At 71.5% G+C, this 24,721-nt stretch carries 23 protein-coding genes and 1 pseudogene; 14 read left to right on the top strand and 10 right to left on the bottom strand.

Features of this window, described 5'->3' with window-relative positions:
* Positions 1 to 21 precede the first annotated feature (21 nt).
* Complete coding sequence (locus ACGFR7_RS23680) at positions 22 to 864, bottom strand: TIM barrel protein (RefSeq protein ID WP_393322580.1); 843 nt, start codon at positions 862 to 864, stop codon at positions 22 to 24.
* Positions 865 to 1,001: 137 nt separating this feature from the next.
* Here ACGFR7_RS23680 and ACGFR7_RS23675 point away from each other — a divergent pair, with 137 nt between their 5' ends.
* The 8 genes and pseudogenes from ACGFR7_RS23675 to ACGFR7_RS23640 all read left to right on the top strand — a co-directional run bounded on the left by ACGFR7_RS23675 (position 1,002) and on the right by ACGFR7_RS23640 (position 7,569).
* On the top strand, positions 1,002 to 1,271 hold the full coding sequence (locus tag ACGFR7_RS23675; RefSeq protein WP_393322577.1) for a hypothetical protein: 270 nt from the start codon (positions 1,002 to 1,004) through the stop codon (positions 1,269 to 1,271).
* Positions 1,268 to 1,648 carry a helix-turn-helix domain-containing protein gene (locus tag ACGFR7_RS23670; RefSeq protein WP_393322574.1) on the top strand — a complete coding sequence of 127 codons (381 nt, stop codon included), beginning with the start codon at positions 1,268 to 1,270 and terminating at the stop codon, positions 1,646 to 1,648. The genes ACGFR7_RS23675 and ACGFR7_RS23670 overlap by 4 nt, the downstream gene beginning before the upstream one ends.
* Positions 1,649 to 1,819: 171 nt before the next feature.
* Entirely contained in the window at positions 1,820 to 2,371 is a 552-nt protein-coding gene (uraD, locus tag ACGFR7_RS23665; protein WP_393322571.1) for a 2-oxo-4-hydroxy-4-carboxy-5-ureidoimidazoline decarboxylase, read from the top strand.
* Positions 2,368 to 2,793, top strand: coding sequence for a hydroxyisourate hydrolase (uraH, locus tag ACGFR7_RS23660; RefSeq protein ID WP_393322568.1), 426 nt, complete (start codon positions 2,368 to 2,370; stop codon positions 2,791 to 2,793). The genes uraD and uraH overlap by 4 nt, the downstream gene beginning before the upstream one ends.
* A gap of 7 nt (positions 2,794 to 2,800) precedes the next feature.
* On the top strand, positions 2,801 to 3,748 hold the full coding sequence (pucL, locus tag ACGFR7_RS23655; RefSeq protein ID WP_393322565.1) for a factor-independent urate hydroxylase: 948 nt from the start codon (positions 2,801 to 2,803) through the stop codon (positions 3,746 to 3,748).
* Between the two features lie 102 nt (positions 3,749 to 3,850).
* A pseudogene (locus tag ACGFR7_RS23650) lies at positions 3,851 to 4,331 on the top strand (solute carrier family 23 protein); the annotation flags it as partial.
* Between the two features lie 42 nt (positions 4,332 to 4,373).
* A complete protein-coding gene (locus ACGFR7_RS23645) occupies positions 4,374 to 5,774 on the top strand; it encodes an 8-oxoguanine deaminase (RefSeq protein ID WP_393322562.1) in 1,401 nt (466 codons plus the stop codon).
* A gap of 319 nt (positions 5,775 to 6,093) precedes the next feature.
* Positions 6,094 to 7,569: a nucleobase:cation symporter-2 family protein gene (locus ACGFR7_RS23640; RefSeq protein WP_393322994.1), complete on the top strand. Its 1,476-nt coding sequence runs from the start codon at positions 6,094 to 6,096 to the stop codon at positions 7,567 to 7,569.
* A 256-nt stretch (positions 7,570 to 7,825) separates the two neighbouring features.
* On the opposite strand, the gene ACGFR7_RS23635 is transcribed toward ACGFR7_RS23640, so the two are convergent.
* On the bottom strand, positions 7,826 to 8,380 hold the full coding sequence (locus ACGFR7_RS23635) for a TetR/AcrR family transcriptional regulator (protein WP_393322559.1): 555 nt from the start codon (positions 8,378 to 8,380) through the stop codon (positions 7,826 to 7,828).
* A 201-nt stretch (positions 8,381 to 8,581) separates the two neighbouring features.
* Here ACGFR7_RS23635 and ACGFR7_RS23630 point away from each other — a divergent pair, with 201 nt between their 5' ends.
* Entirely contained in the window at positions 8,582 to 9,628 is a 1,047-nt protein-coding gene (locus ACGFR7_RS23630) for a M20/M25/M40 family metallo-hydrolase (RefSeq protein WP_393322556.1), read from the top strand.
* 98 nt (positions 9,629 to 9,726) lie between these two features.
* On the opposite strand, the gene aceB is transcribed toward ACGFR7_RS23630, so the two are convergent.
* From aceB to ACGFR7_RS23615, 3 genes are all read right to left on the bottom strand, one after another.
* A complete protein-coding gene (gene aceB, locus ACGFR7_RS23625) occupies positions 9,727 to 11,355 on the bottom strand; it encodes a malate synthase A (protein WP_393322553.1) in 1,629 nt (542 codons plus the stop codon).
* A gap of 309 nt (positions 11,356 to 11,664) precedes the next feature.
* On the bottom strand, positions 11,665 to 12,243 hold the full coding sequence (locus tag ACGFR7_RS23620) for an NTP transferase domain-containing protein (protein WP_393322991.1): 579 nt from the start codon (positions 12,241 to 12,243) through the stop codon (positions 11,665 to 11,667).
* Between the two features lie 165 nt (positions 12,244 to 12,408).
* Positions 12,409 to 12,636 carry a hypothetical protein gene (locus ACGFR7_RS23615; protein ID WP_393322550.1) on the bottom strand — a complete coding sequence of 76 codons (228 nt, stop codon included), beginning with the start codon at positions 12,634 to 12,636 and terminating at the stop codon, positions 12,409 to 12,411.
* A gap of 357 nt (positions 12,637 to 12,993) precedes the next feature.
* Here ACGFR7_RS23615 and ACGFR7_RS23610 point away from each other — a divergent pair, with 357 nt between their 5' ends.
* A complete protein-coding gene (locus tag ACGFR7_RS23610) occupies positions 12,994 to 13,284 on the top strand; it encodes a DUF5955 family protein (RefSeq protein ID WP_393322988.1) in 291 nt (96 codons plus the stop codon).
* A gap of 206 nt (positions 13,285 to 13,490) precedes the next feature.
* On the opposite strand, the gene ACGFR7_RS23605 is transcribed toward ACGFR7_RS23610, so the two are convergent.
* Positions 13,491 to 14,294, bottom strand: a complete 804-nt coding sequence (locus tag ACGFR7_RS23605; RefSeq protein WP_393322547.1) for an IclR family transcriptional regulator — start codon at positions 14,292 to 14,294, stop codon at positions 13,491 to 13,493.
* A 268-nt stretch (positions 14,295 to 14,562) separates the two neighbouring features.
* Here ACGFR7_RS23605 and ACGFR7_RS23600 point away from each other — a divergent pair, with 268 nt between their 5' ends.
* From ACGFR7_RS23600 to alc, 4 genes are all read left to right on the top strand, one after another.
* On the top strand, positions 14,563 to 15,357 hold the full coding sequence (locus tag ACGFR7_RS23600; protein WP_393322544.1) for an aspartate/glutamate racemase family protein: 795 nt from the start codon (positions 14,563 to 14,565) through the stop codon (positions 15,355 to 15,357).
* 71 nt (positions 15,358 to 15,428) lie between these two features.
* Positions 15,429 to 16,976, top strand: coding sequence for an NCS1 family nucleobase:cation symporter-1 (locus ACGFR7_RS23595; protein WP_393322541.1), 1,548 nt, complete (start codon positions 15,429 to 15,431; stop codon positions 16,974 to 16,976).
* Between the two features lie 170 nt (positions 16,977 to 17,146).
* Complete coding sequence (gene allB, locus ACGFR7_RS23590) at positions 17,147 to 18,490, top strand: allantoinase AllB (RefSeq protein WP_393322538.1); 1,344 nt, start codon at positions 17,147 to 17,149, stop codon at positions 18,488 to 18,490.
* A complete protein-coding gene (alc, locus tag ACGFR7_RS23585) occupies positions 18,487 to 19,617 on the top strand; it encodes an allantoicase (protein WP_393322535.1) in 1,131 nt (376 codons plus the stop codon). Before allB ends, alc begins: the two co-directional genes overlap by 4 nt.
* 133 nt (positions 19,618 to 19,750) lie before the next feature.
* Here alc and ACGFR7_RS23580 read toward each other — a convergent pair whose 3' ends face one another.
* The 4 genes from ACGFR7_RS23580 to ACGFR7_RS23565 all read right to left on the bottom strand — a co-directional run bounded on the left by ACGFR7_RS23580 (position 19,751) and on the right by ACGFR7_RS23565 (position 24,577).
* A complete protein-coding gene (locus ACGFR7_RS23580) occupies positions 19,751 to 20,431 on the bottom strand; it encodes a transcriptional regulator (protein WP_393322532.1) in 681 nt (226 codons plus the stop codon).
* A 125-nt stretch (positions 20,432 to 20,556) separates the two neighbouring features.
* On the bottom strand, positions 20,557 to 23,244 hold the full coding sequence (locus tag ACGFR7_RS23575) for a beta-N-acetylglucosaminidase domain-containing protein (RefSeq protein ID WP_393322529.1): 2,688 nt from the start codon (positions 23,242 to 23,244) through the stop codon (positions 20,557 to 20,559).
* A 484-nt stretch (positions 23,245 to 23,728) separates the two neighbouring features.
* Positions 23,729 to 23,914, bottom strand: a complete 186-nt coding sequence (locus tag ACGFR7_RS23570; protein WP_393322526.1) for a DUF6126 family protein — start codon at positions 23,912 to 23,914, stop codon at positions 23,729 to 23,731.
* A gap of 36 nt (positions 23,915 to 23,950) precedes the next feature.
* Positions 23,951 to 24,577 (bottom strand): helix-turn-helix domain-containing protein, encoded by a 627-nt coding sequence (locus ACGFR7_RS23565; protein ID WP_393322523.1) that lies wholly within the window; start codon positions 24,575 to 24,577, stop codon positions 23,951 to 23,953.
* Positions 24,578 to 24,721: the final 144 nt, after the last annotated feature.

The following is a 24,721-nucleotide window of genomic DNA, read 5'->3' as shown; positions in this document are numbered from 1 at the left end:
GGTATTCACGGTGCTAAGTCGTCAGGAGCGGGCCGCGCGCAGCGGGGCGGGGAGCCATGCGAAGGCGCCTGCGCTGGGTCCGTCGCCGGGCTTGTACTCCAGGCCGGTCCAACCCTGGTAACCGGCCTTCTCGAGGCGGCCGAGCAGGTCGGTGAAGTCGAGGTCGCCGGTGCCGGGGGCGCCGCGGCCGGGGTTGTCGGCGATCTGCACGTGGGCGGTCCTGCCGGTGTAGCGGTCGATGACCTCGTGCAGGTCCTCGCCGTTCATCGACAGGTGGTAGAGATCCATCAGGAAGCGGGTGTTGTCCAGCCCGGTGGCCGCGTTCACCGCGTCCACCACCTCGATGGCCTTCGGTGCGCTGACGATCGGGCAGTTCGGCGACTCCGGCGCGTTCAGGGCCTCGATCAGCACCGTCCCGCCCACCTCCGCGACCGCCCGCGCGGCGAATGCCAGGTTCTCCAGCGCCAGCGCGTCCTGCTCCGCCGCGGAAGCCCCCGGGACCCGGTTGCCGTAGAGAGCGTTGAAGGACGTGCAGCCCAGCGAGCGGCCGAACTCCACCGCCACCGGCACGTTCGCCCGGAACTTCTCCGACTCCTCGCCCGGGACCGACAGGGCTCCGCGGTCCGGGCCCGGCAGCTGCCCGGCGTAGAAGTTCAGCCCCACCAGCCGCGTCCCCGCATCCGTCAGCGCGGTGCGCAGTGCATCCAGCTCCGCCTGCTCGGGCACCGGGGCGTCCACCCACGGCCACCACAGCTCCACCGCCGTGAAGCCCGCCGCCCGCGCGGCCGCCGGCCGCTCCGGCAACGGAAGCTCGGTGAACAGGATCGACAGATTGACGTTGAAGCGCGTGTCCGTGAAACCCATCAGGCCCGGCACTCCCTTCCGGATAGTGGAACTATTTTTCTGCTTATTGGAAGACTGCCTGGCGGGCTCGAAGGCTGTCAAGGGGGCTCCGGGGCAATTTCTGGTGGCCGGGCCCTCCCGCGCGTAGGTTGAGCGGCGTGCGATTGAGAGTGGAGTTCACGACGGAACCGTTCGACCTGGACGAGGCGCCGGCGCATGCGGTGGTGGCGCGGGACGTCGTCACGGGTGCCGAGCTGGACGCCGTCGACGTCGGCCCCTTCGGCAATACGGCGGAGGGCGACGCCGAGCAGGTGCTCGGCGCCGTGGCCGCCCTGCTGCGGGAATCGCTGCAGGCGGGCGCCACCCGGGTCTCCCTGCAGGTCAACGTGATCCGGGATGCCGGGCAGGGCGAAGGGGAGGCGACGTGATGGAGCCCGCCGACCACCCGTTCGTCCAGGCGGTCAAGCCGCTGGTCGACGCGATGGGCGGACAGATGATCGCGCCGGACCAGGCGCAGGGCGACGATGTCGTGCTGACCTGGGCGGGGCAGGACCGGGTGGCCGTACGGCTCCCGCATCTGTCGGACTCGCTCGACCACATCCTCGCCGAGCTCCAGCGCCGGCACGGCATGCCGCTCGCGGAGCTGGATCGTAAGACCAAGCAGTCGGTGGTGCGGATACTCGAGTCCCGCGGGGCCTTCTCGGTCCGGCACGGGGTGGAGACCGTCGCCAGTGCCCTCGGCGTCAGCCGCTTCACCGTCTACAACTATCTGAACAGGGACAATGCCACGAAGGGTGCCGACTGAGGGCGAAGTGGCCCAGGGTCTGCCCCGGCCGCCGGAGCCGTCGTCCGGAATTGCCGGACAGCGGCATTTGCGCCACCGAGTTTTCAACAAAGTGTTGACGTGTTGTTGCCGGGGGTCTTAGCTGTTTCCAGCCAAGCAGAGCTGTCCAGCACCAGGCCACGGAGGCTTCCCGTGTCTTCGAGTTCACCACGCTCGACGGGGGACACCCCCGAGCCCACGCCGGGGCTCACCCGGTTCAACACCGCCGACGACGGTACGGCCCTGGCCGCACTGCACGAGGTGTGTGCCAGCCGGGCATGGGGGAGCAAGGTCCTTGCGCAGCGTCCGTACGCCACCGCCGGTGCCCTGTTCGCCGCGAGCGACGCCGCCATGGCCGAGCTGAGCGCACAGGACCTGGCCGAGGCGATGGCCGGGCACCCGCCGATCGGCCGGCCGAAGCCGGGTGACCCCACCTCGCGCCGCGAGCAGAGCGGGATGGCCGGCGCCTCCGACGCGCTCAAGGCCGACCTGCTCGAACTCAACCTGGCCTACCAGGAGAAGTTCGGGCACGTCTTCTTGATCTGCGCCTCCGGACGGACCGGGGAGCAGATGCGGGACGCCGTTCGTCACCGGATCGACAACACGCCGGAACAGGAACGCGAGATCGTTCGTGCGGAACTCCGCAAGATCAACCGCATCCGCCTGACCCGAATGGCCGAGCACGCAGAAGGAGACGCAGCATGAGCAGCGAGACGGCTGCCCGCACGTCGGTGTCCACGCACATCCTGGACACCAGCGTGGGCCGCCCCGCGGAGGGCGTCGCCCTCACGCTCGCGGTGCGCTCCGGCCGCGACGGCGCCTGGACCGCCCACGGCGCGTCCACGACCGATGCGGACGGACGCTGCAAGGACCTGCCGGCCCTGCCGGAAGGCACCACCCATGTGCGCCTCGACTTCGCCGTCGAGGAGTACTTCGTTTCTCCCCAGCACCGCGCACACGACAAGGCAACCCAGCAAGCCGAGGAACAGCAGGACGCCCCCCGCGTAAGGGACAGCGGAGCTTTCTTCCCGGAGGTGGCGATCACCTTTGCCGTCACGCCGGGCGAGCACTATCACGTACCGCTGCTGCTCAACCCGTTCGGCTACTCCGTATACCGAGGGAGCTAGCACCGACATGACTGCCCAATCCCGCCCGGCCCGCCCGGTGATTCTCGGCCAGAACCAGTACGGCAAAGCGGAGAACCGCGTCGTCAAGATCACCCGCGACGGCGACACGCACCACATCAAGGACCTGAACGTCTCGGTCTCGCTCTCCGGCGATCTGGAAGAGGTCCACCTCTCCGGCTCCAACGCCCACTGCCTGCCCACCGACACGACCAAGAACACCGTGTACGCCTTCGCCAAGGAGCACGGGATCGAGTCGGCCGAGCAGTTCGGCATCCACCTGGCCCGGCACTTCGTCACCAGCCAGGAGCCGATCCACCGGGCCCGCATCCGGATCGAGGAGTACGCCTGGGAGCGGATCGCCCCCTCCGACGCCAACTCCCGCTTCATCGGCGCCGACGAGGTCCAGCACTCCTTCGTCCGCAAGGGCCAGGAGACCCGCCTGACCGAGATCACCTACGACGGTGAGCGGTGGCAGGTCATCTCCGGTCTCAAGGACCTGGTCGTGATGAACTCCACCAACTCGGAGTTCTGGGGCTACATCAAGGACAAGTACACGACCCTGAAGGAGGCCTACGACCGCATCCTGGCCACCGAGGTGTCCGGCCGCTGGCGGTTCAACTGGACCGACGACGAGCAGCGGATGCCGAACTGGGAGCGTTCGTACGAGCAGGTCAAGAAGCACATGCTGCAGGCGTTCGCGGAGACCTACAGCCTCTCGCTCCAGCAGACCCTGTACCAAATGGGCGCGCGCGTGATCAACAACCGCTCGGAGGTCGACGAGATCCGCTTCTCGCTCCCGAACAAGCACCACTTCCTGGTGGATCTCGAGCCGTTCGGGCTCAAGAACGACAATGAGGTCTACTACGCGGCCGACCGCCCGTACGGCCTGATCGAAGCCACTGTTCTGCGCGACGGTGTCGAGCCCGAGATCCCGGTGGATCTGACGAACCTCTGAGCGGCCTTGACGCAACGCCGTGCCCGCGCGTGCCTCTCCCCACCCCGCAGCGGGGAGGGGCCCGCGGAACCCGAGGGGAACGACCCATGGCACAGAAACACGTTCGGCGGCTTCCCGACAAGCGCCTTCGCCCAGAACGTCGGCGCGGTCTCGCTGACCCGGGTGCGCAGCCGGTACGTCGTCGCGCTGGCCGGCGCCACCCTGCTGGTCCTCGGCGCCTTCCCCGTCCTCGGCGCGGTGGTCTCCCCGGTGCCGATGCCGGTCTCGGCGGCGCGGGGATCGTGCTGTTCGGATCGATCGCGGTCAGCGGCATCCGTACGCTCGCCGAGGCCGGTCCCGACGAGAGCTCGCACATCGTCCTGGTGGCCGTCTCGCTCGGCGCCGGCCTCGTCCCGCTCGCCGCACCGGCTTTCTACGACGACTTCCCGCCTGGGCGCAGACCGTGCTCGGCTCGGGGATCAGCGCCGGGGCCCTGGTCGCCGCGCTGCTCAACCTGTTCTTCCATCACCTCGGCACCCGGAGCACCCCACGGGCAGCGGCGCTGTCAGCCGCCTCGCCCGGCTCCGGCACTCAAATCCCGTAGGGCCATGCCGTGCCCACCGCCGGAATCGAAAGTAGGAGCACCATGGCTGCCTCGGCATCCCCGGACGGCGCGATCGAGCGCCTCGTCATCGAGAACTGCGCCATCGCGACGGTCGACGCCCACGACACCGAGTACGCCACCGGCCATGTCGTCGTCGCCGGGAGCACCATCGAGTCGGTCGGCGCGGGCAACGCCCCCGAGGACCTGGCGCACGTCGTCCGCCGGATCGACGGCACCGGGCACCTGGTCACCCCCGGCCTGATCAACACCCACCACCACTTCTACCAGTGGCTCACCCGGGGCCTGGCCACCGACCACAACCTGTTCAACTGGCTGGTCGCGCTCTACCCGACCTGGGCCCGGATCGACGCCCCCATGCTCGCCGCGGCCACCCAGGGCTCGCTGGGCATGATGGTCAAGGGCGGCGTCACCACCGCCGCCGACCACCACTACGTCTTCCCGCGGGGCGCCGGCGACCTGGTCGGCGCCGAGCTGGCCGCCGCCGCCGAGATCGGTGCCCGCATCACCCTGGCCCGCGGCTCCATGGACCGCAGCGAGAAGGACGGCGGGCTGCCCCCGGACTTCGCCGTCGAGACCACCGAGGGCGCCCTGCTGGCGACCGAGGAGGCCATCGACACCCACCACGACTCCTCCTTCGGCTCGATGGTGCAGATCGCCGCCGCGCCCTGCTCGCCGTTCTCCGTCTCCACCGAACTCATGCGGCAGGGCGCCGAGTTGGCCCGCCGCAAGGGCGTGAGGATGCACACCCACGGCTCGGAGACCGTGGAGGAGGAGAAGTTCTGCCACGAGCTGTTCGGCATGGGCCCGACCGACTACTTCGAGTCCACCGGCTGGCTCGGCGACGACGTGTGGATGGCGCACTGCGTCCACATGAACGACTCCGACATCGCCGCCTTCGCCCGCACCGGCACCGGCGTCGCGCACTGCCCCTCCTCCAACGCCCGTCTCGCGGCCGGGATCGCCCGCGTCCCCGACATGCTCGCGGCCGGCGTCCCGGTCGGTCTCGGCGTCGACGGCACCGCCTCCAACGAGTCCGGCGAACTCCACACCGAGCTGCGCAACGCCCTGCTGATCAACCGCCTCGGCGCCCACCGGGAGGCCGCACTGAACGCCCGCAAGGCGCTGCGGCTGGGCACCTACGGCGGCGCGCAGGTCCTCGGCCGGGGCGCCGAGATCGGTTCGCTGGAGGCCGGAAAGCTCGCCGACCTGGTGCTGTGGAAGCTGGACGGCCTCGGCCACTCCTCCATCGCCGACCCGGTCACCGCCCTGGTCTTCGGTCCGGCCGCCCCGGTCACCCTCTCCCTCGTGGGCGGCCGGCCGGTCGTCGAGGACAACCACCTCAGCAACGTCGACGAGGACGCCGTCGCCCGCACCGCGCGGGCCGAGGCGCAGCGTCTGGCCCGGATCGCCGCCGAGGGCTGACCCCTCGGCGCGGCCGCGGCCGACGCCCCCTCAACTCGGCCGGGAGGGACGGCTCCCGGCCGGGCTTGTGGATCCGAGCGGGGTCCACGAGCGCCGGACCCGGGGGTGCGGGAACTTCTCGTACCCCTGGGCCGGTCGGCTCCCACCCCCGGGCCGGCCGGCCCCACCGCCGTCCGTGCGCGCCACGAGCGCGGAGTCGCGCAGCATCGCTCACCAGGCGACTTCTTGCATCACGCACCACATGGCAAGCCCTCCGTGACAGCCTCGCCTCGCCGGGTCCCGGCGACGCAGAAATCGAAGGAGGCCCGCAGTGGCCGCAATGACCGGGCAGCAGTCGGAGGGGGACCGGAAGCATCCGGTCGACCGGACCCTCCCGCCCTTCAAGATGTTCACCAGCGGTCTCCAGCACGTGGCCGCGATGTACGCGGGAGTGGTGGCCCCACCGATGATCGTGGGCCCGGCCTGCGGGCTGAGCGCCACCGAGACCGCGTTCCTGATGGGCGCCAGCCTCTTCACCGCGGGCATCGCGACGCTGCTGCAGACGCTGGGCTTCTGGAAGGTCGGCGCCAAGCTGCCCTTCGTCAACGGCGTCTCGTTCGCCGGCGTCACACCGATGGTCGCCACCGGCAAGGCGCACAGCCCCGCCGACGCACTGCCGGTCATCTTCGGCGCGGTGATCGTCGCCGGTGTGCTGGGATTCCTCCTCGCCCCCTACTTCTCCAAGCTCGTACGGTTCTTCCCGCCGGTGGTCACCGGCACCGTCATCACCCTGATCGGCGTCTCGCTGCTGCCGGTGGCCTTCAACTGGTCCCAGGGCGGCAACGACCGGGCCCCGGACTACGGTTCGCTGACGAACATCGGTATGGCCGCGCTGACCTTCCTGATCGTGCTGGTGCTGCGCCGGGTGCTGCGCGGCTTCCTCCAGCAGATCGCGATCCTGCTCGGCCTGATCGCCGGCACCCTGATCGCGATACCCGTCGGCATCACCCACTTCTCCGCGCTCTCCCAGGCATCCCTGATCGGCTTCCCGACGCCGTTCCACTTCGGCGCCCCGCAGTTCGACCTCGCCGCGATCGTCTCCATGTGCATCGTGATGCTGGTCTGTATGACCGAGTCGACGGCCGACATGCTCGCCCTCGGCAGGATCGTCGGCCGCCCGGCGGACGAGCGCACCATCGAGGGCGGACTGCGCGCCGACACCCTCGGCACGGCCCTCAGCCCGCTGTTCAACGGCTTCGCCAACAGCGCCTTCGCCCAGAACATCGGCCTGGTCGCGATGACCAGGGTGCGCAGCCGCTTCGTCGTGGCCACCAGCGGGCTGATCCTGCTCGTGCTGGGCCTGTGCCCGGTGGCCGCCTCGGTCATCTCGCTGGTCCCGCTGCCGGTCCTCGGCGGCGCCGGCATCGTGCTCTTCGGCTCGGTGGCCGCCAGCGGTATCCAGACGCTGGCGTCGGCCGCGATGGAGAAGGGGGACAACGCCCTGATCGTCGCGGCCGCCGTCGGCATCGGCCTGATCCCGATCGCCGCGCCGGACTTCTACCACAGCCTCCCCAAGGACCTGCTGGTCATCCTGGACTCCGGCATCAGCACCGGCTGTCTGGTCGCCATCGTCCTCAACCTCGCCTTCAACCACTTCGGCAGGAAGACGGCCGACGGGGACGCCGAGGGGGAGGCTCCGGGGGACACCGAGGCGGCTGCGGTGGCCGCCGGCCCGGCCGGTCCGGGGATCGCGCAGCGGCCCGCCCCCGCCGCGGCGGATGACACCGGAGAGCCCGCGGCGGCGACCGCCCACTGACGCCGGGGCGGCGCAACGGCCCGCAGGGAGCGGTAACGCCGGCTCTCCTGGGGGCCGCTGGGCGTTCCGGGGGGCGGCGGCCGGACCGGCGACCGCGGTGGCCGTCCCAGCGGCGAGCGGGGCGCAGCACCGCGGGGTGACACGGACGGCCGGCCCCTGCCCTGCCCCCGGGCCCCTGACCCCGGGGGCAGGGGCCCGGGTCCCTGCTCCCTCTGGCTCCTCAGACTCCTCTGGCTCCTCAGACTCCTCTGGCTCCTCAGTCCAGCAGTCCGCCCAGCAGCTCGCGGACGCCCGGCCCCGGGTCGAAGTCCTGCTCGGGGAAGGAGAGTTGGCGGAAGGCGACGCCGTCCATGTAGTCGCAGAGGATCGCGCAGTGCCGCCGTGGCGCCGGCGAGCCGATGCGCCGCAGCCACTCCGCTCCCCAGCCGACGACGGTCTCGCGGCTGCGGGTGAGCGCCGGGCGGATCTCGGGGCGGGCCCAGGATTCCAGGTAGAGCGCGAAGCGGGCGGCGGTCCTGGCCCGCTCGGGGCCGGTCGCGTACCGCAGGAACCGGGTGACGGCATCGGCGAGTTCACCGGCGTCGGCCGGGTCGGCCGCGGTGGCGAAGGCCTCCCAGTCGCGGTGCTCCAGGGCCTGGACGTGGTCGACGATGCCGTCGATCAGGGCCGTCCGGTTGCGGAAGCAGTTGGAGGTGGTGCCCGACGGGACCCCTGCCGCGGCATCCACGGCCTGGTAGGTCAGCCCCCGCGCTCCCGCGCTGCCCAGGACCTGGATACCCGCGTCCAGCACCTGATCCCGCCGTCGTGTCACCTGAGCGCCCTTCGTGCCGGATTGCTTCCTACTACGTTTGTAGTGCCGATCCACTATAAGCGGAGCCGCATCGGCCCTGGCGCACCCGCCGTGCCCCTCTTCGTACGGTTATGACCTATCTGCCGCATTGGTCCTGAAGGTAAGTCAGCCGAGTGAGTCGCTGTGCGCGCCACCGACGGCGCCACCGAGAGGGGTTCCGCGGTGAATCAGGAAGCCAACGGCCCGCACGTCCACCGCACCGGCACGGCTCCGGATGCCCTGGAGGCCACCGTCAACGCGTTGATGGACGGTGTGTGCGCCGACCTCAAGCGGCTCGCGGCCATCCCCTCGATCGCTTTCCCCGGCTTCTCGCCCGAACCGGTCCTCCAGGCCCGCGATCTGCTCGTCGCCCTGCTCAGGGACGCCGGTGTCGCCGATATCGGCGAGCTCAACCTCCCCGGCACCGCCCCCGTCATCACCGGCAGCCTCCCGCCGCCCACCCCCGAGGCCCCCACCGTCCTCCTCTACGGCCACTACGACGTCCAGCCGCCCGGCGACGAACGGCTCTGGGACTCCCCGCCCTTCGAGCCCACCGGCATCGAGGGCGGAATCCGCGCCCGCGGCATCGCCGACGACAAGGCCAACCTCATGGTCCACATCGGCGCACTGCGGGCCTACGGAGGCCGCCCGCCGGTCGGCATCAAGATCGTTTTCGAGGGCCAGGAGGAGTACGGCAGCGCTTTCGACGACTACCCGCCCACCGACCCCGACCTGTTCGCCTGCGACGCGATGATCATCGCCGACACCGGAAACATCCGCCCCGGCACTCCCACCCTCACCACCGCCCTGCGCGGCGCCGCCGAGGTCTTCGTCGAGGTGCGCACCCTCCGTACCGCCGTGCACAGCGGGGAGTACGGCGGCGCCGCCCCGGACGCACTGCTCGTCCTCGTCAAGGCCCTGGCGACCCTGCACGACCTGCACGGTGATGTCGCCGTGGAGGGCCTGCGCCGCGAACCCTGGCACGGCACCGCCCTCACCGACGACGAGTTCCGCGAGCTGGCCGGCGTCCCCCAGGGCACCCCGCTGATCGGCTCCGGCGGCCTCGGCGAACGACTGTGGAGCGGCCCCGCGGTCACCGTCGTCGGCCTGGACGCACCGCCCGTCGACCGCGCCGCCACCGACGGACCCGCCTACCGTGCCGCCCGTACCGCACTGCGCCGTGCCTGGGGGACCGATCCCGTGCACTGTCCGAACTCCGCGGCGCGCTGATCGCCGAGGCGGCCTTCCTGGCCGAGTACGCGGCGACCTGCCGGGCCGGGAGTGCCCCGTGACGGCGCGGGGCCGGGGAACCCCCTGCGGCGAAGGCCTCAGCCCAGCAGCTCGTACGCGGGCAGCGTCAGGAACTCCGTGTAGTTCTCGTCCAGGGCGACCCGGAGCAGGAGGTCGTGGGCCTGCTGCCACCTGCCGGAGGTGAAGGCGTCCTCACCGACCTCGGCGCGGATGGCGGCCAGTTGCTCCGCGGCGACCGTGCGCACCAGCTCCGCGGTGGCCTTCTCGCCGTTCTCGAAGACGACCCCCGCGTCGACCCACTGCCAGATCTGGGAGCGGGAGATCTCGGCGGTCGCGGCGTCCTCCATGAGGCCGAAGATGGCGACGGCGCCCAGACCGCGCAGCCAGGCCTCGATGTAGCGGGTGCCGACCTGGACCGCGTCGATCAGGCCCTGGTAGGTGGGCTTGGCTTCCAGGGAGTCGATCGCGATCAGATCCGCGGCCTTGACGTCGACGTCCTCGCGCAGGCGGTCCTTCTGGTGCGGCTTGTCGCCGAGGACCGCGTCGAAGGAGGCGCGGGCGACCGGGACCAGGTCGGGGTGGGCGACCCAGGAGCCGTCGAAGCCGTCGCCGGCCTCCCGGTCCTTGTCACTCTTGACCTTGGCGAGGGCCTTCTCGTTGGCCTCGGGGTCGCGGCGGTTGGGGATGAAGGCCGCCATACCGCCGATCGCGTGTGCCCCGCGCTTGTGGCAGGTGCGGACGAGGAGTTCGGTGTAGGCCCGCATGAAGGGGGCCGTCATCGTGACCGCGTTGCGGTCCGGGAGGACGAACTTGGCACCGCCGTCACGGAAGTTCTTGACGATGGAGAAGAGGTAGTCCCAGCGGCCGGCGTTCAGCCCCGAGGCGTGGTCGCGCAGCTCGTAGAGGATCTCCTCCATCTCGTACGCGGCCGTGATGGTCTCGATCAGGACGGTGGCGCGCACGGTGCCCTGGGGGATGCCGGCATAGTCCTGCGCGAAGACGAAGATCTCGTTCCAGAGGCGGGCCTCCAGGTGCGACTCGGTCTTCGGCAGGTAGAAGTACGGGCCCTTGCCCAGGTCCAGCAGGCGCTGGGCGTTGTGGAAGAAGTAGAGGCCGAAGTCGACCAGTGCACCGGGGACCGGCCGGCCCTCGAACTGCAGGTGGCGCTCGTCCAGGTGCCAGCCGCGCGGGCGCATCACGACGGTGGCCAGCTCCTCGGCGGGCCCCAGGGCGTACGACTTGCCGGAGGCGGCGTCGGTGAAGTCGATCCGGCGCTCGTAGGCGTCGATCAGGTTGAGCTGTCCGGAGACGACGTTCTCCCAGGTCGGCGCGGAGGCGTCCTCGAAGTCGGCGAGCCAGACCCTGGCACCCGAGTTGAGCGCGTTGATCGTCATCTTGCGGTCGGTGGGGCCGGTGATCTCCACCCGGCGGTCATTGAGCGCGGCGGGCGCCTCGGCCACCTTCCAGCTGTTGTCCGCGCGGATCTCCGCGGTCTGGGGGAGGAAGTCCAGCGTGCTGGTCCGGGCGATCTCCGCACGGCGCTCGGCGCGGCGGGCGAGCAGTTCGTCGCGGCGCGGGGTGAACCGCCGGTGCAGCTCGGCGACGAAGGTGAGCGCGGCGTCGGTAAGGACCTCGCCCTGCCGTTCGGGGGCGTGGGCGGGGTCGACGTCGACGATGGCCAGCGGGGACGGCGCTGGTGCGGACATGAGTGTCACTCCATTCAGCGGCGGTGCCTGGCGGCCTCCCCGAACACCGGGCGGCACGGGGTGCCGCGGGCTCCGGGATACGGTCGCGGGCGCCGTCAGGGTTCAGGGCGCTTCTGACCAGTGGAGACTAGTTTCCTTATCGCGGAACTTCAATGGTTTGTTGATGTCGAGATTCTCCGAGTCGACACAACCGGCGATCGAATGGCTCCCGGTGCCACGTCGGTCACTCTCCATTACTGCCGCCCTTGCGCCTGCTCCCTTGCGCCGCACGGGAGTTGCCGAGGAGCGTGCGCGTCCGCCGCGGGCCGGTCACCGCAGGCGGTGGAGGTCCTCCGGCGTGTCGATGTCGTACGGCTCGGCGATGTCGGAGCACTCGACGAGGGTGAGCGCGTCCGCATGCTCCTGGAGGTAGGCGCGCGCACCGCGGTCGCCCGTCGCGGTGGCGGCGATGTCCGGCCAGCGGTCGGCGCCGAAGAGGACCGGATGGCCCCGGCGGCCGTCGTACGCCGCGGAGGCGAGCGAGGTGCCTCCGTCGTACGCCGCCACCACCCGCGCCACCGCGGCGGCGCCGATGCCCGGCTGGTCCACCAGCGACACCACCACCGCATCCGCCCCCGAACCGGTCAGCGCGGCGAGGCCCACCCGGAGCGAGGAGCCCATACCCTGGGCCCAGTCCGGGTTCTCCGAGATGCCGTACGCCGAGAGATCGGCCCGTTCGCGCACGGAACCGGCGGCCGCCCCCAGCACGATGTGCACGGGGTCGCAGCCGCCGTTCCGCAGTGCCCGTGCGGCGTGCTCGACCAGTGGCCGTCCCCGGTGGTCGAGCAGTGCCTTGGGCCGTCCCCCCAGGCGTCGCCCGCCACCCGCGGCGAGCAGCAGGCCGGCCACCCTTCCCTCGGGCCGCCCGGCGTTCCGCGGCCGTTCCTCGGTGCCGGGCCGGGCGTGCGGCGACTGTCCTTGCGGTTCTCCCGGCTGTCCGGGCGTCCTCGGCGTCATGGGGACTGCTTACCTCATGGCGTCCGCTCTCCCGGCCCGGTGGGGCGGTCCGGCGGATCAGGCCGCGTCGCCGGAGGCTCGCGGACGGGGGATGCCAGGATGCAACCGGTCGCGCAGGTGGGGCATGCGTTCCTCCGCGCGCCGGCGCTCGGCGACATAACGGTGTATGTGCTCCAGCGTGATCTCCGATGCATCGGAGAGACCGTACGCACGGCAGATGAGTTGCACGACGCTGACGTCGCGGTGGTGGTTCGAGCCGGTGTCGGGGCCGGAGTTGGACTCCATGGCGTTCTCCGATCCAGTGATATGCCGGATATTTCCTTGAAAGGGAGAATGCTCCATCTCGCTGCGGCATACGCTTCGGACCGTGCGCACCCACACCAAAGGGTGGCAAGGTGAACAAATATGCTGACGCATCATCAGGTCGGTCCGGGGTAGGGCATGGCGCGGCCGTGCCGGACCATCTCCGGTCGTACCGGGCGCTTCCCGGCCGTTCCTGGCCGCCGCCGCCCGGTGATCCGGGTTTTTCGCTCTCCGTGTGGCGCGATCAGCGCAGAGTGGCGTTAACTGTCCGGCATGGCGGAACGGGCAACGGCCTTGGAGGGCGCCGTCGTTGTGGAGCAGCTGCAGAGGGACGGACGGATGGCCGGGGTCGAGGGCGACCCGCGGATCTTGGAACTACGCGGGGCGGTGGCCCGGCTGCGTCGGCAACTGGCAGTACTTCCGGGCGAGTTGCCGGATCGGGTGGCAGCCGATGACGAGCTGGCCGCGCTGGACGCAATGGTGAGCCACGGGCTGCCGGAGGTGCCCCGGCTGCGTCGTTCGCTCCTGCTGATCGCCGGGGCGGTCGGCTCGGTGAGTGCGCTGTCGCCCGCGCTCACCGAGGTGCGTGCGGGCATCGACCGCTTCGGCGAGCTGCCGCGCGCCCGGTGACCGCGCGCGACCTCTTCGGCGAACTGCCGGGCACCCGGGGACCCGTGTACCCCGTGACCGCGAGCGCGGAGCCGGGGACGGGCCACGGTGCGCCGGCGCCGCGCCCGGAACGGGGCGCCGTACGCCGTACATCGTCGCCTGGCCCGTGAGGGGCGCCCTGTGAGAGTTCGCCCTGCGAGGTTCCGCCCTGCGTGGTTCCGCCGCGTCTACGCCGGCGTCTGATTCGCCAGCGCCACCGACAGTTGCGCCGCGACCTCCTGCAGCACCGGGACGATCTTGTCGGTCGAGGCCTCGGTCACCCGTCCGGTCGGGCCGGAGATGGAGATCGCCGCCGAGGTGGGGGAGTCGGGTACCGGTACCGCGAGGCAGCGGACGCCGATCTCCTGCTCGTTGTCGTCGACCGCATAGCCCAGGCGGCGGACATCGGCGAGTGCTTCCAGGAAGCGGTCCGGGTCGGTGATGGTCTTCTCGGTCGCGGCGGGCATGCCCGTACGGCCGAGCAGGGCGCGGACCTCCTCCGGGGAGTGATGGGCCAGCAGGGCCTTGCCGACGCCGGTGGAGTGCGGCAGCACCCGCCGGCCGACCTCGGTGAACATCCGTACCGCGTGCCGCGAGGGCACCTGGGCGACATAGACGATCTCGTCACCGTCGAGCAGTGCCATGTTGGCGGTCTCGCCGGTCTCCTCGACCAGGCGGGCCAGGAACGGGCGGGCCCAGGTGCCCAGCAGCCGCGAGGAGCTCTCGCCGAGCCGGATCAGGCGCGGGCCGAGTGCGTAGCGGCGGTTGGGCTGCTGCCGGACGTAGCCGCAGGAGACGAGCGTGCGCATCAGGCGGTGGATGGTGGGCAGCGGCAGCCCGCTGCTGCTGGAGAGTTCGCTCAGGCCCACCTCGCCGCCGGCGTCGGCCATCCGCTCCAGCAGGTCGAAGGCGCGCTCAAGGGACTGGACGCCGCCGCTGGCGCCTGCGGGCTTGGCTTCGGCGGCGGAGGTGCTGGCGCTGGACGACGGCACGTCGCGTTCCTTTCGGGGCGGGTCGGATCGGTCTCGGCCGGTGCCGGCGGGCGCCGGGCCCGACCGGAGAAGCCTACCGGTCCCGTTACGCGCGCACACGGTCTCTCGCACACTCGTTCCCGCCGGTCAGGCCCTCTTTGTCTCACGGTGCGAGCCGACCGGCAAGCTCCTGGCCGCGAACCCTTGACGGTGCCAGAGGCCGTAGCTACGTTCTGCTGCGCGAAATCTACTGTCCATTCTGTGGAATCCTCCAAATCGTTGGAGAGTTATGCGCCTTCTCGTCATGAACCCGAACACCACGGCTTCCATGACCGCCGCCATCCGCGTCACCGCCACCGCTGCCGCCGCCCCGGGCACCGAGATCATCGCGACCCAGCCCCTGTGGGGACCGGAGTCGATCGAGGGTCACTTCGAGGGATATCTGAGCGCCGCGGCCGTACTGGACCGGCTCGCCACCTTCGATACGCCCTTCGACGCGCTGGTCATGGCCGGATTCGGCGAGCCGGGCCGGGAGGGTGCCCAGGAGCTGCTGGACGTCCCCGTCCTGGACATCACCGAGAGCGCCGCCCAGCTGGCGATGATGCTCGGCCACGCCTACGGCATCGTCACCACCCTCGACCGTGCCGTACCGCAGATCCGGGACCGGCTGCTGACCGCCGGGCTGCTGCAGCGCTGCGCCGCGGTGCGCGGCACCGGACTCGGCGTCCTGGAGCTGGAGGAGGATCCGGAGCGGACCGTCGAAGTGATCATCGAGACCGCCCGCGAGGTGGTACGGGCCGGCGCCGAGGTGATCTGCCTGGGCTGCGGGGGAATGGCCGGGCTCCAGGAGAGGGTCGCGGCGGCGCTCGGCATTCCCGTGGTCGACGGGGTTGCCGCCGCGGTGAAGTTCGCGGAGGCTGTCGTCGGTCTCGGGCTGACCACCAGTGCGGGACGCAGCTTCGCGCCGCCCCGCCCCAAGGCCATCGGCTCCTGGCCGCTGAGCGCACATCTGCGCCCGTCCCCGGGGTGCGTCCAGGACTCACCACGGCACACCGCATATTCGGTACAGACATCAGGCATCTGACAACTGACAACTGACAACTGACAACTGCCCACCAACCCCCTAAGCTCCATCCCACCCGCCCGGGAGGACACGTGACCACACCCCCGAAGCCCCCGCAGCCGGATCCACGCCTCTACAACGGGGACCTCGCGCCGGCCCCCGAGCGCACCTGGGGCACGTACAGCATCTTCGCGCTGTGGATGTCCGACACCCACGCGATCAGCAACTACGCCTTCGCCTCCAGCCTGTTCGTGCTGGGCCTGCCCGCGTGGGAGGTATTCGTGGCGCTGCTGGCCGGCATCACGATCGTCTACTGGCTGATGAACCGGATGGGGCACGCCGGGCACCGGACCGGCGTCCCCTACCCGGTGCTCGCCCGCGCCAGCTGGGGGGTCTACGGCGCCAACATCCCCGCCCTGCTGCGTGCGGTCATGGCCGTGGCCTGGTACGGCATCCAGACCTGGCTGGCGTCCACCGCCGTGGTCCTGCTGACGCTGCAGCTCGCACCGGGCCTGGAGGCCTACCACCACAACTCGGTGCTGGGGCTGTCCACGCTGGGCTGGATCGCGTTCCTGGTGATGTGGGGACTGCAGGCCGTCCTGCTGACCCGGGGGATGGAGTTCATCCGCAAGGTCCAGGACTTCGCGACCGGGCCGGTGGTCTGGCTGGTCGTTCTCGCGCTCGCGGTGTATCTGGTCGTCAAGGCCGGCGGTGACATCTCGCTGACCCGCAGCCTCACCGGCCTCAGCGGCTCCGCCCAGGCCGAGCAGAGCCTGATCGCGGTCAGCCTGACCGTCGCCACCTTCCTGACGCTGGTCCTCAACTACGCCGACTTCGCCCGCTTCACCCCCGACCACCGCTCCTACCGGCGCGGCAATCTGATCGGGCTGCCGGTGAACTTCACCGCCTTCGCCGTGGTCGCCGTCCTCGTCACCGCGGGCACGATCTCGGTCTTCGGCGAGGCGGTCTACGACCCGGTCAAGGTGATCCAGAAGATCGACAATCCGGTGGTCACGGTCATCGGCGCGCTGGCCTTCATCGTCGCCACCATCGGCATCAATGTCGTCGCCAATTTCGTCTCGCCCGCCTACGACTTCGCCAACCTCGCGCCGAAGTACCTGAACTTCAAGCGCGGCGGCATGATCACCGCGGTGCTGGCGATCGTCGTCATGCCCTGGAAGCTGTACTCGTCCGCGCTGGTGATCCAGTACTTCCTGGGGGCGCTCGGCGCCTTCCTCGGCCCCCTGGTGGCGATCCTGCTCGTCGACTACCACCTGGTGCGCCGCGGCCGGATCGACGTCGATGCGCTGTTCTCGGCCGACGCCCGGGGCGCGTACTTCTACCGCAGGGGCTACAACCCGAAGGCGGTGGCCGCCTTTCTGCCGGCCGCCGCGGTCTGTGCCGCGCTCGCCCTGGTCCCGGCCTTCGCCGTGGTCGCGCCGTTCTCCTGGATCTTCGGGATGGGGCTCGCCGGGGCGTGCTACGCCCTGCTCTCCCGCCGTGAGCGCGCCGCGGCCGGCGCGGGCCCGGTCCCGGAGGAGATCGTCCCGTCGCAGGTCGGGGCGGTTGCGACGGACGAACCCGCGGCACCGGAGGGGGCCGGGCCGCTCGCTCCGCCGGTGCCGGTCAAGGGGTCTTGACGGGCCGCGGTCCGGAGTGAAGACTCATTCAACAGATTGTTGAATTTGTTGTCTTCCCGCATGTCGTTCCTGCGTGGCCGCGTGCCCCGGACGCCACGGCCCCTTCGCGGCGGCCGTGCGCCCCGCACGCCCGCACGCAACGATGAAGTCAGAAACGAGGAGGGGACCGGGTGTCCGAAACAGAGCTGGTGCTGCGCTCCGCACGCGTCGTCACCCCGCAGGGGACGCGCGCCGCGTCCGTCACCGTCGCGGGCGGCACGATCACCGCGGTGCTGCCGCGCGACGCCGAGGCTCCGGCCGGGGCGCGGGTCCGGGACTTCGGTGACGACGTCCTGCTGCCCGGCCTCGTCGACACCCACGTCCACGTCAACGACCCCGGCCGCACCGAATGGGAGGGCTTTTGGACCGCCACCCGCGCGGCCGCGGCCGGCGGTATCACCACCCTCCTGGACATGCCGCTCAACAGCCTCCCGCCCACCACCACCGCCGCTCACCTCGACACCAAGCGCGCGGTCGCCCGCAGCAAGGCCCATGTCGACGTCGGCTTCTGGGGCGGTGCCATCCCCGGCAACGTCAAGGATCTGCGTCCGCTGCACGACGCCGGAGTCTTCGGCTTCAAATGCTTTCTCTCCCCCTCCGGCGTGGACGAGTTCCCCGAGCTCGACCAAGGCCAACTGGCCGCCGCCCTCGGCGAGATCGCGGGATTCGGCGGCCTGCTGATCGTGCACGCCGAGGACCCCGGCCATCTGGGCGCCGCCCCCCAGCCGCACGGCCCGAAGTACGCCGACTTCCTGGCCTCCCGCCCCCGCGCCTGCGAGAACGACGCCATCGCCGGACTGATCGCGCTCGCCCACCGGCTCGACGCGCGGGTACACGTCCTGCACCTGTCCTCCAGCGACGCGCTGCCGCTGATCGCCGCCGCCAAGCGCGAGGGCGTCCAGATCACCGTCGAGTCCTGCCCGCACTTCCTCACCCTGACCGCCGAGGAGATCCCGGACGGCGCAACGGAGTTCAAGTGCTGCCCGCCGATCCGCGAGGCCGCCAACCGGGATGCCCTGTGGGAGGGGCTGGCCGACGGCACCCTCGACTGCATCGTCTCCGACCACTCGCCCTCCACCGCCGACCTCAAGACCGCCGACTTCGGCGCGGCCTGGGGCGGCATCTCCTCCCTCCAGCTCGGCCTGCCCGCCATCTGGACCGAGGCCCGCGAGCGCGGTCACACCCTCGATGACGTCGTGCGCTGGATGGCCGCCGCTCCCGCGGCGCTGGCCGGCCTCGGCCACAAGGGCGCCATCGAGCCCGGCCGGGACGCGGACTTCGCGGTCCTCGCCCCCGAGGAGACCTTCACCGTCGACCCGCAGGCCCTCCAGCACCGCAACAAGATCACCGCATACGCCGGAAAGACCCTGCACGGTGTCGTACGGTCCACCTGGCTGCGCGGCCAAGAGATCCACGACGGCGCCACCCTCGCCGCACCCACCGGCCGGCTGCTCGAACGGCCGCACCGCACATGACCGCCGCCGGCCCGCCCCGCTACACCGGCGACGCACGCCCGTACGCAGGCGGCGATCCCTATGCCGACTACCGCACCCCCGGCCCCGCCGGCTTCCCCTTCACCCACCTCCCCGACCTCGCCGACCGGCGGCTGGGTGCCGGAGTGCTCGCCGCCAACGACGAGTTCTTCGCCGAACGGGAGAATCTGCTGCGGCCCGAGCCCGCCCGCTTCGACCCCGGGGCCTTCGGGCACAAGGGCAAGATCATGGACGGCTGGGAGACCCGCAGGCGCCGCGGCACCGACGCCGCGCACCCGTTCCCGGCGGACGAGGACCACGACTGGGCGCTGATCCGGCTCGGCGCGCCCGGCGTGATCCACGGCATCGTCGTCGACACCGCCCATTTCCGCGGCAACTCCCCGACGGCCATCAGCATCGAGGGGACCCGCGCCGAGGGCTCCCCGTCGCCGGCCGAACTCCTCGCCGCCGACACCGCCTGGACGACGCTCGTCCCGCGTACCGTCATCGGCGGCCACGCCGCCAACGGCTTCGCCGCCGACACCGGCCGCCGCTTCACCCATCTGCGCCTCAACCAGTACCCCGACGGCGGGGTCGCCCGCCTCCGCGTCCACGGCGAGGTCGTCCCCGCGCCCGGCCGGCTGGCCGCGCTGGGCACCTTCGACGTCGTCGCGCTGGAGAACGGCGGCCGGGTCGAGGACGCCTCGGACCGCTTCTACTCCTCGCCCCTCCACACCATCCTGCCGGGCCGCCCCCGCAGGATGGACGACGGCTGGGAGACCCGGCGCCGCCGCGGCACCGGCAACGACTGGGTCCGCTACCGCCTCACCGAACAGTCCGTGATCCGCGCGGTGGAGATCGACACCGGCTGCCTCAAGGGCAACTCCGCAGGCTGGGCAGCGCTGTCCGTACGCAACGGCGAGCGCGGCGACTGGACCGAACTGCTGCCGCGCACCCGCCTGCAGCCCGACACCGTCCACCACTTCCTGCCGGCCGGCGCACCGCCCGCCACCCATGTCCGCCTCGACGTCTTTCCGGACGGCGGCATCGCCCGGCTGCGTCTGCACGGCTCACTCACCGAGGAGGGCGCGCGCCGGCTCGGCGCCCGGCACGACGCACTGAACGGCTGACCGCGGCACGGCCGCCAGGGCCCCTGCCTGCGCAGGAGCGCCGCCGAGGCCCAGCGCCTGCCGCGCGGGAGGGACGGGCGGGGCGGGCCCGCACACCGGCCGATACCGGGGCCCGCAGACCAGGTCACTCGGCTCACTCGGCGACGCAGTTCCAGAACATGAGTTCATACGCCTGGAGGAGGCGGCCGTAGCGGTGCGCCGTGGCCGGGCGCGCCTGGCCGGTGTCGAGGCCGTGCTGCACCGCCTCGCGGGCCTTCTCCTCGACGGCCGGTGCCGGCCCGGCGAAGAAGCCGAAGAATTGACAAGCCTCCTCGGGGAAGGCGTAGTGGTCCCGCATCGCGGCCTCGACGATCGCGCAATAACCGCCCCACGCAGCGAAGTTGGCGGTCAGTGCGATCGCCACATCGGCCGGCTCACCGCCGAGGGCGAGCCGCGCCGCATAGGAGGGGTAGGCCTGGCAGCCGGGGCGCGGCTGGTACTCCGCGATCTGCCGCTCGCTCAGCTCACAGGCGTCCGCCAGCCCGGCCAGCTGCTTCATGGCCAGCGCCTCGCCCTGGGCGAGCAGGTCGAAGAAGTCGGCCACGGGCGGATCGCCGTCCGCCCGCCGCGCCAGATGCTGGAAGCTGAGCCGGTCGGCGCTGATCACATGATGCTGTTCGAGGGCGAAGGTGGCGAACACGGAGCGTGGCGCCGCCCCCGCCTCGATCCGCGAGACCAGCCGGTTGGCATCGGTGTCCGGGGCGAGGGAACGGACCGCGTCATCGAGCACGGCGGCCGCGGTCGGACGAGGGGCATCGGGCGCGGGTCGGGCCATGGGTCGGTCTCCTCCGGGGCGAGGGCGGCGGCCAGAGCCTCAGAGTAGGGCGCACGGCGCGCACTGACGGCCCGATGACGCGGCCCGTCAGGAAAAGGTGGTTCCCGTCAGCCCCTCGGTTCCCCTCAGCGCAGTATCACCTCATTGACCTCGGGCGCCGCCGCCCCGGCCCGCCAGGCCAGGCGGACGCCGCCGATCGCGCCGTCGCCGGCCGGCAGCCGCGTGTAGGCCCCGGACAGCGTGCCGAGTGCGCGCCAGGCACCGCCCGTACGGACCTCGACCTCCGCCGCCCCGGCGGGTGCGCCCTGCGGCCGGAGGACGGTGACGGACCGTGCCGTGCGGGGTGCGCCGGAGGTGAACTCCAGGGCCTCACCTCGCCGCGCCGCCCGCGCCGCGTGGTAGGCGGTCGCCGGGTCACCGTCCCCCGCCGACCGCAGCGCGCTGCCCGCCGCCGCGGGCGGGCCACCGGCCACCGTCGCCGCATCCGCCCCGGCCACCGCGAACTCCCGCACCACCAGCCAGTTGTCCTGCGCCGCAGTGGCCCGTGCGCGGACGTACCGGGCCTTGGTCCCGGCCGGCGGTTCGGCGCCGACCTCGGCCTTCCCGTCGAACGAGGCCAGCGGGTGCCAGTTCTTGTGGTCCGACGAGTACTCCAGGACGCCGTGCCGCAGGTAGTCGTCCGGACTGCCGCTCTTGCCCATCGCCAGCCGCACGGTGCCCAGCGGACGCTCCGCATGCAGATCCAGCTCCACGAAGGAGCCGGTCCCGGGCGCCGCGCCGCTCCAGAAATAGGTGGCGTCATCACCATCGGTCATCCGGGAAACCGCATGGTCCTGGTAGACGTCCAGATCCGTCGCCCCCTTCGGACGGCCGACGGTGCCCAGCGCCGCGTCGTGCGCGGCCACCGCCTCCTCGACGAAGGTGTCCAGCACCCCGTCCGCCACGAGCACCGGAACCCTCTTACCCGACATGTCCACATACACGAACGAGGTGGCGGTCTTCACCAACGCCGGGATGCGCTGCCGCAGTTGCCAGGCCTTGGCGCCGTCCCCCGCCCTGGTGGCCTCGATCAGCTGAAGGGCACTGCGCGCCGCGACGCCCCAGGCCCGGGTGGCATCCAGCCAGGGCCCGCTGTCCTTGACGAACCCCCGGTCGGCGAGCCGGTCCCGCAGCACCCCCGGTGCGTCCCGCAGGTTCCGCAGCACCCCGTCCAGCCGTCGCGCATCGCCGTCCTTGCCGAACTTCTCGATGGCGGCGGACAGTTCGGGTGCCTGCCGCGGATTGAGCGACGAGGCGTAGTGGGCGTCGGCGAAGGCGCGCAGCGCCCGTGCCGTACGGGCGTCGCCGCCGGCCAGCTCCGCGATCGCCGCACCCCAGGAGGCACGGGCGTCATACGCCGTGTCGTTCCACGCGTAGTCGGCCACCGTGTACAGTGCGAGCTTGGACGCGGCAGGCTGGATCATCGGGTTCGCGGTGATCCCCGCCAGCTGCTCCGGCAGCCCCTTCTCCCGGCCGTTGAACGGCCCGAGCAGCAGCCGGTTGGTCACATAGTCATTGACCGGGTAGTTGTCCCACGTCAGGATCCGGTGCCCGAACACCTCCCGGGCCTGCCGCGCCTGGCCGACGGTCATCGTCGGCGCAATCACCCCCACGCCCGTCCACTCGACCAGCACGTCCTTGTCCAGCCGGGCGGCCAGCGCCTTCTTGTACGGCGACGGCTTCACGTCGTAGTACTCGGTCGGCACCATCTGCAGCGGCTCGGCACCCGGATGCCCGGCGATGAACTCCCGCTGGACGCGATTGAGCAGATGGGCCTGCGCCGCCCCCGCCGCCCCGCCACCGGTCCCGAACGCGTCCTTGTCCGCGGCGCAGTTCCAGTCCGTGTAGCTGATGTCGTCCAGCGGCACCGCGAAGGTCCGTACGCCGATGTCCCACAGGGTCTGGAACTTGGCGGTCAGCGCCCGGAGATCGGCGTCGGAGCTGTAGCAGACGGACAGCCCCGGGGAGAGCGCATAGGTGAACTCCACATGCCGCCGGTGCGCCCGCTCGACCAGCTCCTTGAGCTGCGCGAGCTGCCCTGCGGGATACGGGTCACGCCACTTCCCCCGCAGATAGGGGTCGTCCTTGGGCGAGTACACATAGATGTTCATCTTGTGCTCGCCGTAGAAGTCGAGCTGGTCGAGCCGGGCCTCGTGCGACCAGGGGGTTCCGTAGAAGCCCTCGATGACACCGCGCAGCGGGGTGGCCGGCCAGTCCCGTACGGCGGTGCCCCGCACCCGCGCGCCCGGCCGCTCCCGGTGGGGCAGCAGCTGCCGCAGCGACTGCGCGGCGTAGTACGTACCGGCGGCGTCCTTGCCGGACAACGCGATCCGGCCCCCGCCGACGGCCAGCGCATAGCCCTCGGCGGGCAGTCCGTCCGGACCGCGGGCCCCCAGCGCCCGCAACGCGCGCGAGGCGCCCGCCCCGTCCACATACACCGCCAACTGCCCGTCACCCGGGTCGCTTTCGGCCCGTACGACCCGGTCGGCGCCGGCGTCCTTGAGCGATTTCTCGACGACGGCCAGTGCCGGGGCATCGGTGCCCGGCCCGGCGACGACGGTCACGGAGCGGGTGATGGTGACCTGGTCGGACCGGCTCCGGACGGACCGGGGCGTGGGGGAGAGGGCACGGGAACCGGCAACTCCGGGACTGTCCCGGGGTCCGTCCCGCCCCGCTTTCCCGCCGTCACCCGGCGCCCCGGCCATGCCTGTCAGAGGGATCACGGCCAGGGCCACGGCCAACGCGGTGGCCGCCGCGGTGCGCGTACGGTGCATCCTTCGGTCCTCCTCGGTGCGGCGAGGTGCAGGGACGAGTCGTGCGAGCCTTCGCGCCAGCAGGCTTCACCTGCCCACCGCACCGGGGCAATGGACTTTCGGACCGAAGAGATGGACGTTGCCGTTTCCGAGCGCGCCATTTCCGGTGTATCGCACCAATGGGGCTTTGCGTATTGCTCTTTGGCAGTTGAGCGGTGCACACAGGAGACAGACGGGGCCCGGTGGCAGGCCCTTGCGGCGGGCAGCGGGCGCTACCGTCGACCTTCTTCCTCCTTCGTCGCACGCTCCTTTGCCCCAAGGAGCCGCAGTGCCGTGTCGTCCTTGCTGCCGGGCCACCGCGACCGCGGACGTGACCGATGCCGATGCGCCGGCCGCCGCGCTCGGCATCAGTGCCGCGCCTACCTGTTCGCCGGTGCTTGTGCCCACCTCGATGCCGAGGCCTTCCACGCCGCCTGTCCGGGTCGGCTCAAAGCCAGGGGTGGCGTCAGCGCGACCTGGCGACGATCACCAGGAAGCTCATGAACGCCAACAGCACATGCGTCGCCACGACGTAGAGGAACACCCGCACGTACACCCCGCGCGGTGGTTTGCCTTCCTTGTACGGGCGGGCGCCGGGCGGCGGCTCCGATGGCGGCGGCACGGAGACGGCAGAAGCGGTCTGATCGGGCACGACGTATGGTCCTTCCTTCAAGAACGGCGCCCGGGCTCACAGCCCGCGGCGCCTCGCGTCGTCGCCGAGGCACCGCTCGGCGGCCCCGCTCTGCAACAGCGTGTGGACGAACAACAGCTCGGTACCGCCCCGGGAGGCGGCGGAAATACGGTGGGGCGTGAGCGAGTCGAAGTGCGCGGAGTCCCCCGGGTCCAGCACATGCACCGCTGCGCCGAGCGTCAGCCGCAGCCGCCCCTCCAGGACGTACAGCCACTCCTCGCCCGGATGTACCCGCACCAGATCGCCCTGCGAATGCTGCGGCACACGGACCCGCAGCGCCTGCATCGCCCGCCCGGCTCCGCCCACGGTCCAATACGTCCAGCCGCCGACCTCCGACGGCTCCGTGCGGTCCGCGCGCAGGACCGGGTCCCGTTCCGGCGCGGTCTCGCCGAGCAGGTCGGATACCGTGGTGCCGTAGGTACGGGCCAGTGCCAGCAGCACCGGCAGCGACGGCTGACGCTGACGCGTCTCCAGCCGCGACAGATGCGCGGGCGAGAGTCCCACCAGCCGGGCCGCGGTCTCCAGCGTGAGGCCACTGCGTCTGCGCAGGTCACGGAGGCGCGGCGCGACGGTGGACAAGTCCCCCGGCGGAGCGCCGGCGGGCTCGTCGGGAAGCTCGGTCATACCTCCTGGTATAGCGATCCTTCGCCTGCTGGGCAAAAGATTTGCCTGACAGGCAAGAGCGCCGGCCTGCCTCCGGCCCGCTTGCGGCCTCCAGGCCGCCACCCGTCCCCAACTCCCGGTCCCCCCTGAGGCCATGGGCCGACG

The sequence above is a fragment of the Streptomyces sp. NPDC048516 genome (genome assembly GCF_043199875.1).
In the GTDB taxonomy this organism is placed as follows: domain Bacteria; phylum Actinomycetota; class Actinomycetes; order Streptomycetales; family Streptomycetaceae; genus Streptomyces.
The sequence above is the reverse complement of the archived record's forward strand: the minus strand, read 5'-3'. Positions and strand labels throughout refer to the sequence as shown.

Excerpts from the sequence above, each read along its gene's own strand:
- ACGFR7_RS23680 (WP_393322580.1), bottom strand. The coding sequence starts at position 864 with ATGGGTTTCACGGACACGCGCTTCAACGTCAATCTGTCGATCCTGTTC.
- uraH (WP_393322568.1), top strand. The coding sequence starts at position 2,368 with ATGAGCAGCGAGACGGCTGCCCGCACGTCGGTGTCCACGCACATCCTG.
- pucL (WP_393322565.1), top strand. The coding sequence starts at position 2,801 with ATGACTGCCCAATCCCGCCCGGCCCGCCCGGTGATTCTCGGCCAGAAC.
- ACGFR7_RS23645 (WP_393322562.1), top strand. The coding sequence starts at position 4,374 with ATGGCTGCCTCGGCATCCCCGGACGGCGCGATCGAGCGCCTCGTCATC.
- ACGFR7_RS23640 (WP_393322994.1), top strand. The coding sequence starts at position 6,094 with ATGACCGGGCAGCAGTCGGAGGGGGACCGGAAGCATCCGGTCGACCGG.
- aceB (WP_393322553.1), bottom strand. The coding sequence starts at position 11,355 with ATGTCCGCACCAGCGCCGTCCCCGCTGGCCATCGTCGACGTCGACCCC.
- ACGFR7_RS23615 (WP_393322550.1), bottom strand. The coding sequence starts at position 12,636 with ATGGAGTCCAACTCCGGCCCCGACACCGGCTCGAACCACCACCGCGAC.
- ACGFR7_RS23610 (WP_393322988.1), top strand. The coding sequence starts at position 12,994 with ATGGCCGGGGTCGAGGGCGACCCGCGGATCTTGGAACTACGCGGGGCG.
- ACGFR7_RS23600 (WP_393322544.1), top strand. The coding sequence starts at position 14,563 with ATGCGCCTTCTCGTCATGAACCCGAACACCACGGCTTCCATGACCGCC.
- alc (WP_393322535.1), top strand. The coding sequence starts at position 18,487 with ATGACCGCCGCCGGCCCGCCCCGCTACACCGGCGACGCACGCCCGTAC.
- ACGFR7_RS23580 (WP_393322532.1), bottom strand. The coding sequence starts at position 20,431 with ATGGCCCGACCCGCGCCCGATGCCCCTCGTCCGACCGCGGCCGCCGTG.
- ACGFR7_RS23575 (WP_393322529.1), bottom strand. The coding sequence starts at position 23,244 with ATGCACCGTACGCGCACCGCGGCGGCCACCGCGTTGGCCGTGGCCCTG.
- ACGFR7_RS23565 (WP_393322523.1), bottom strand. The coding sequence starts at position 24,577 with ATGACCGAGCTTCCCGACGAGCCCGCCGGCGCTCCGCCGGGGGACTTG.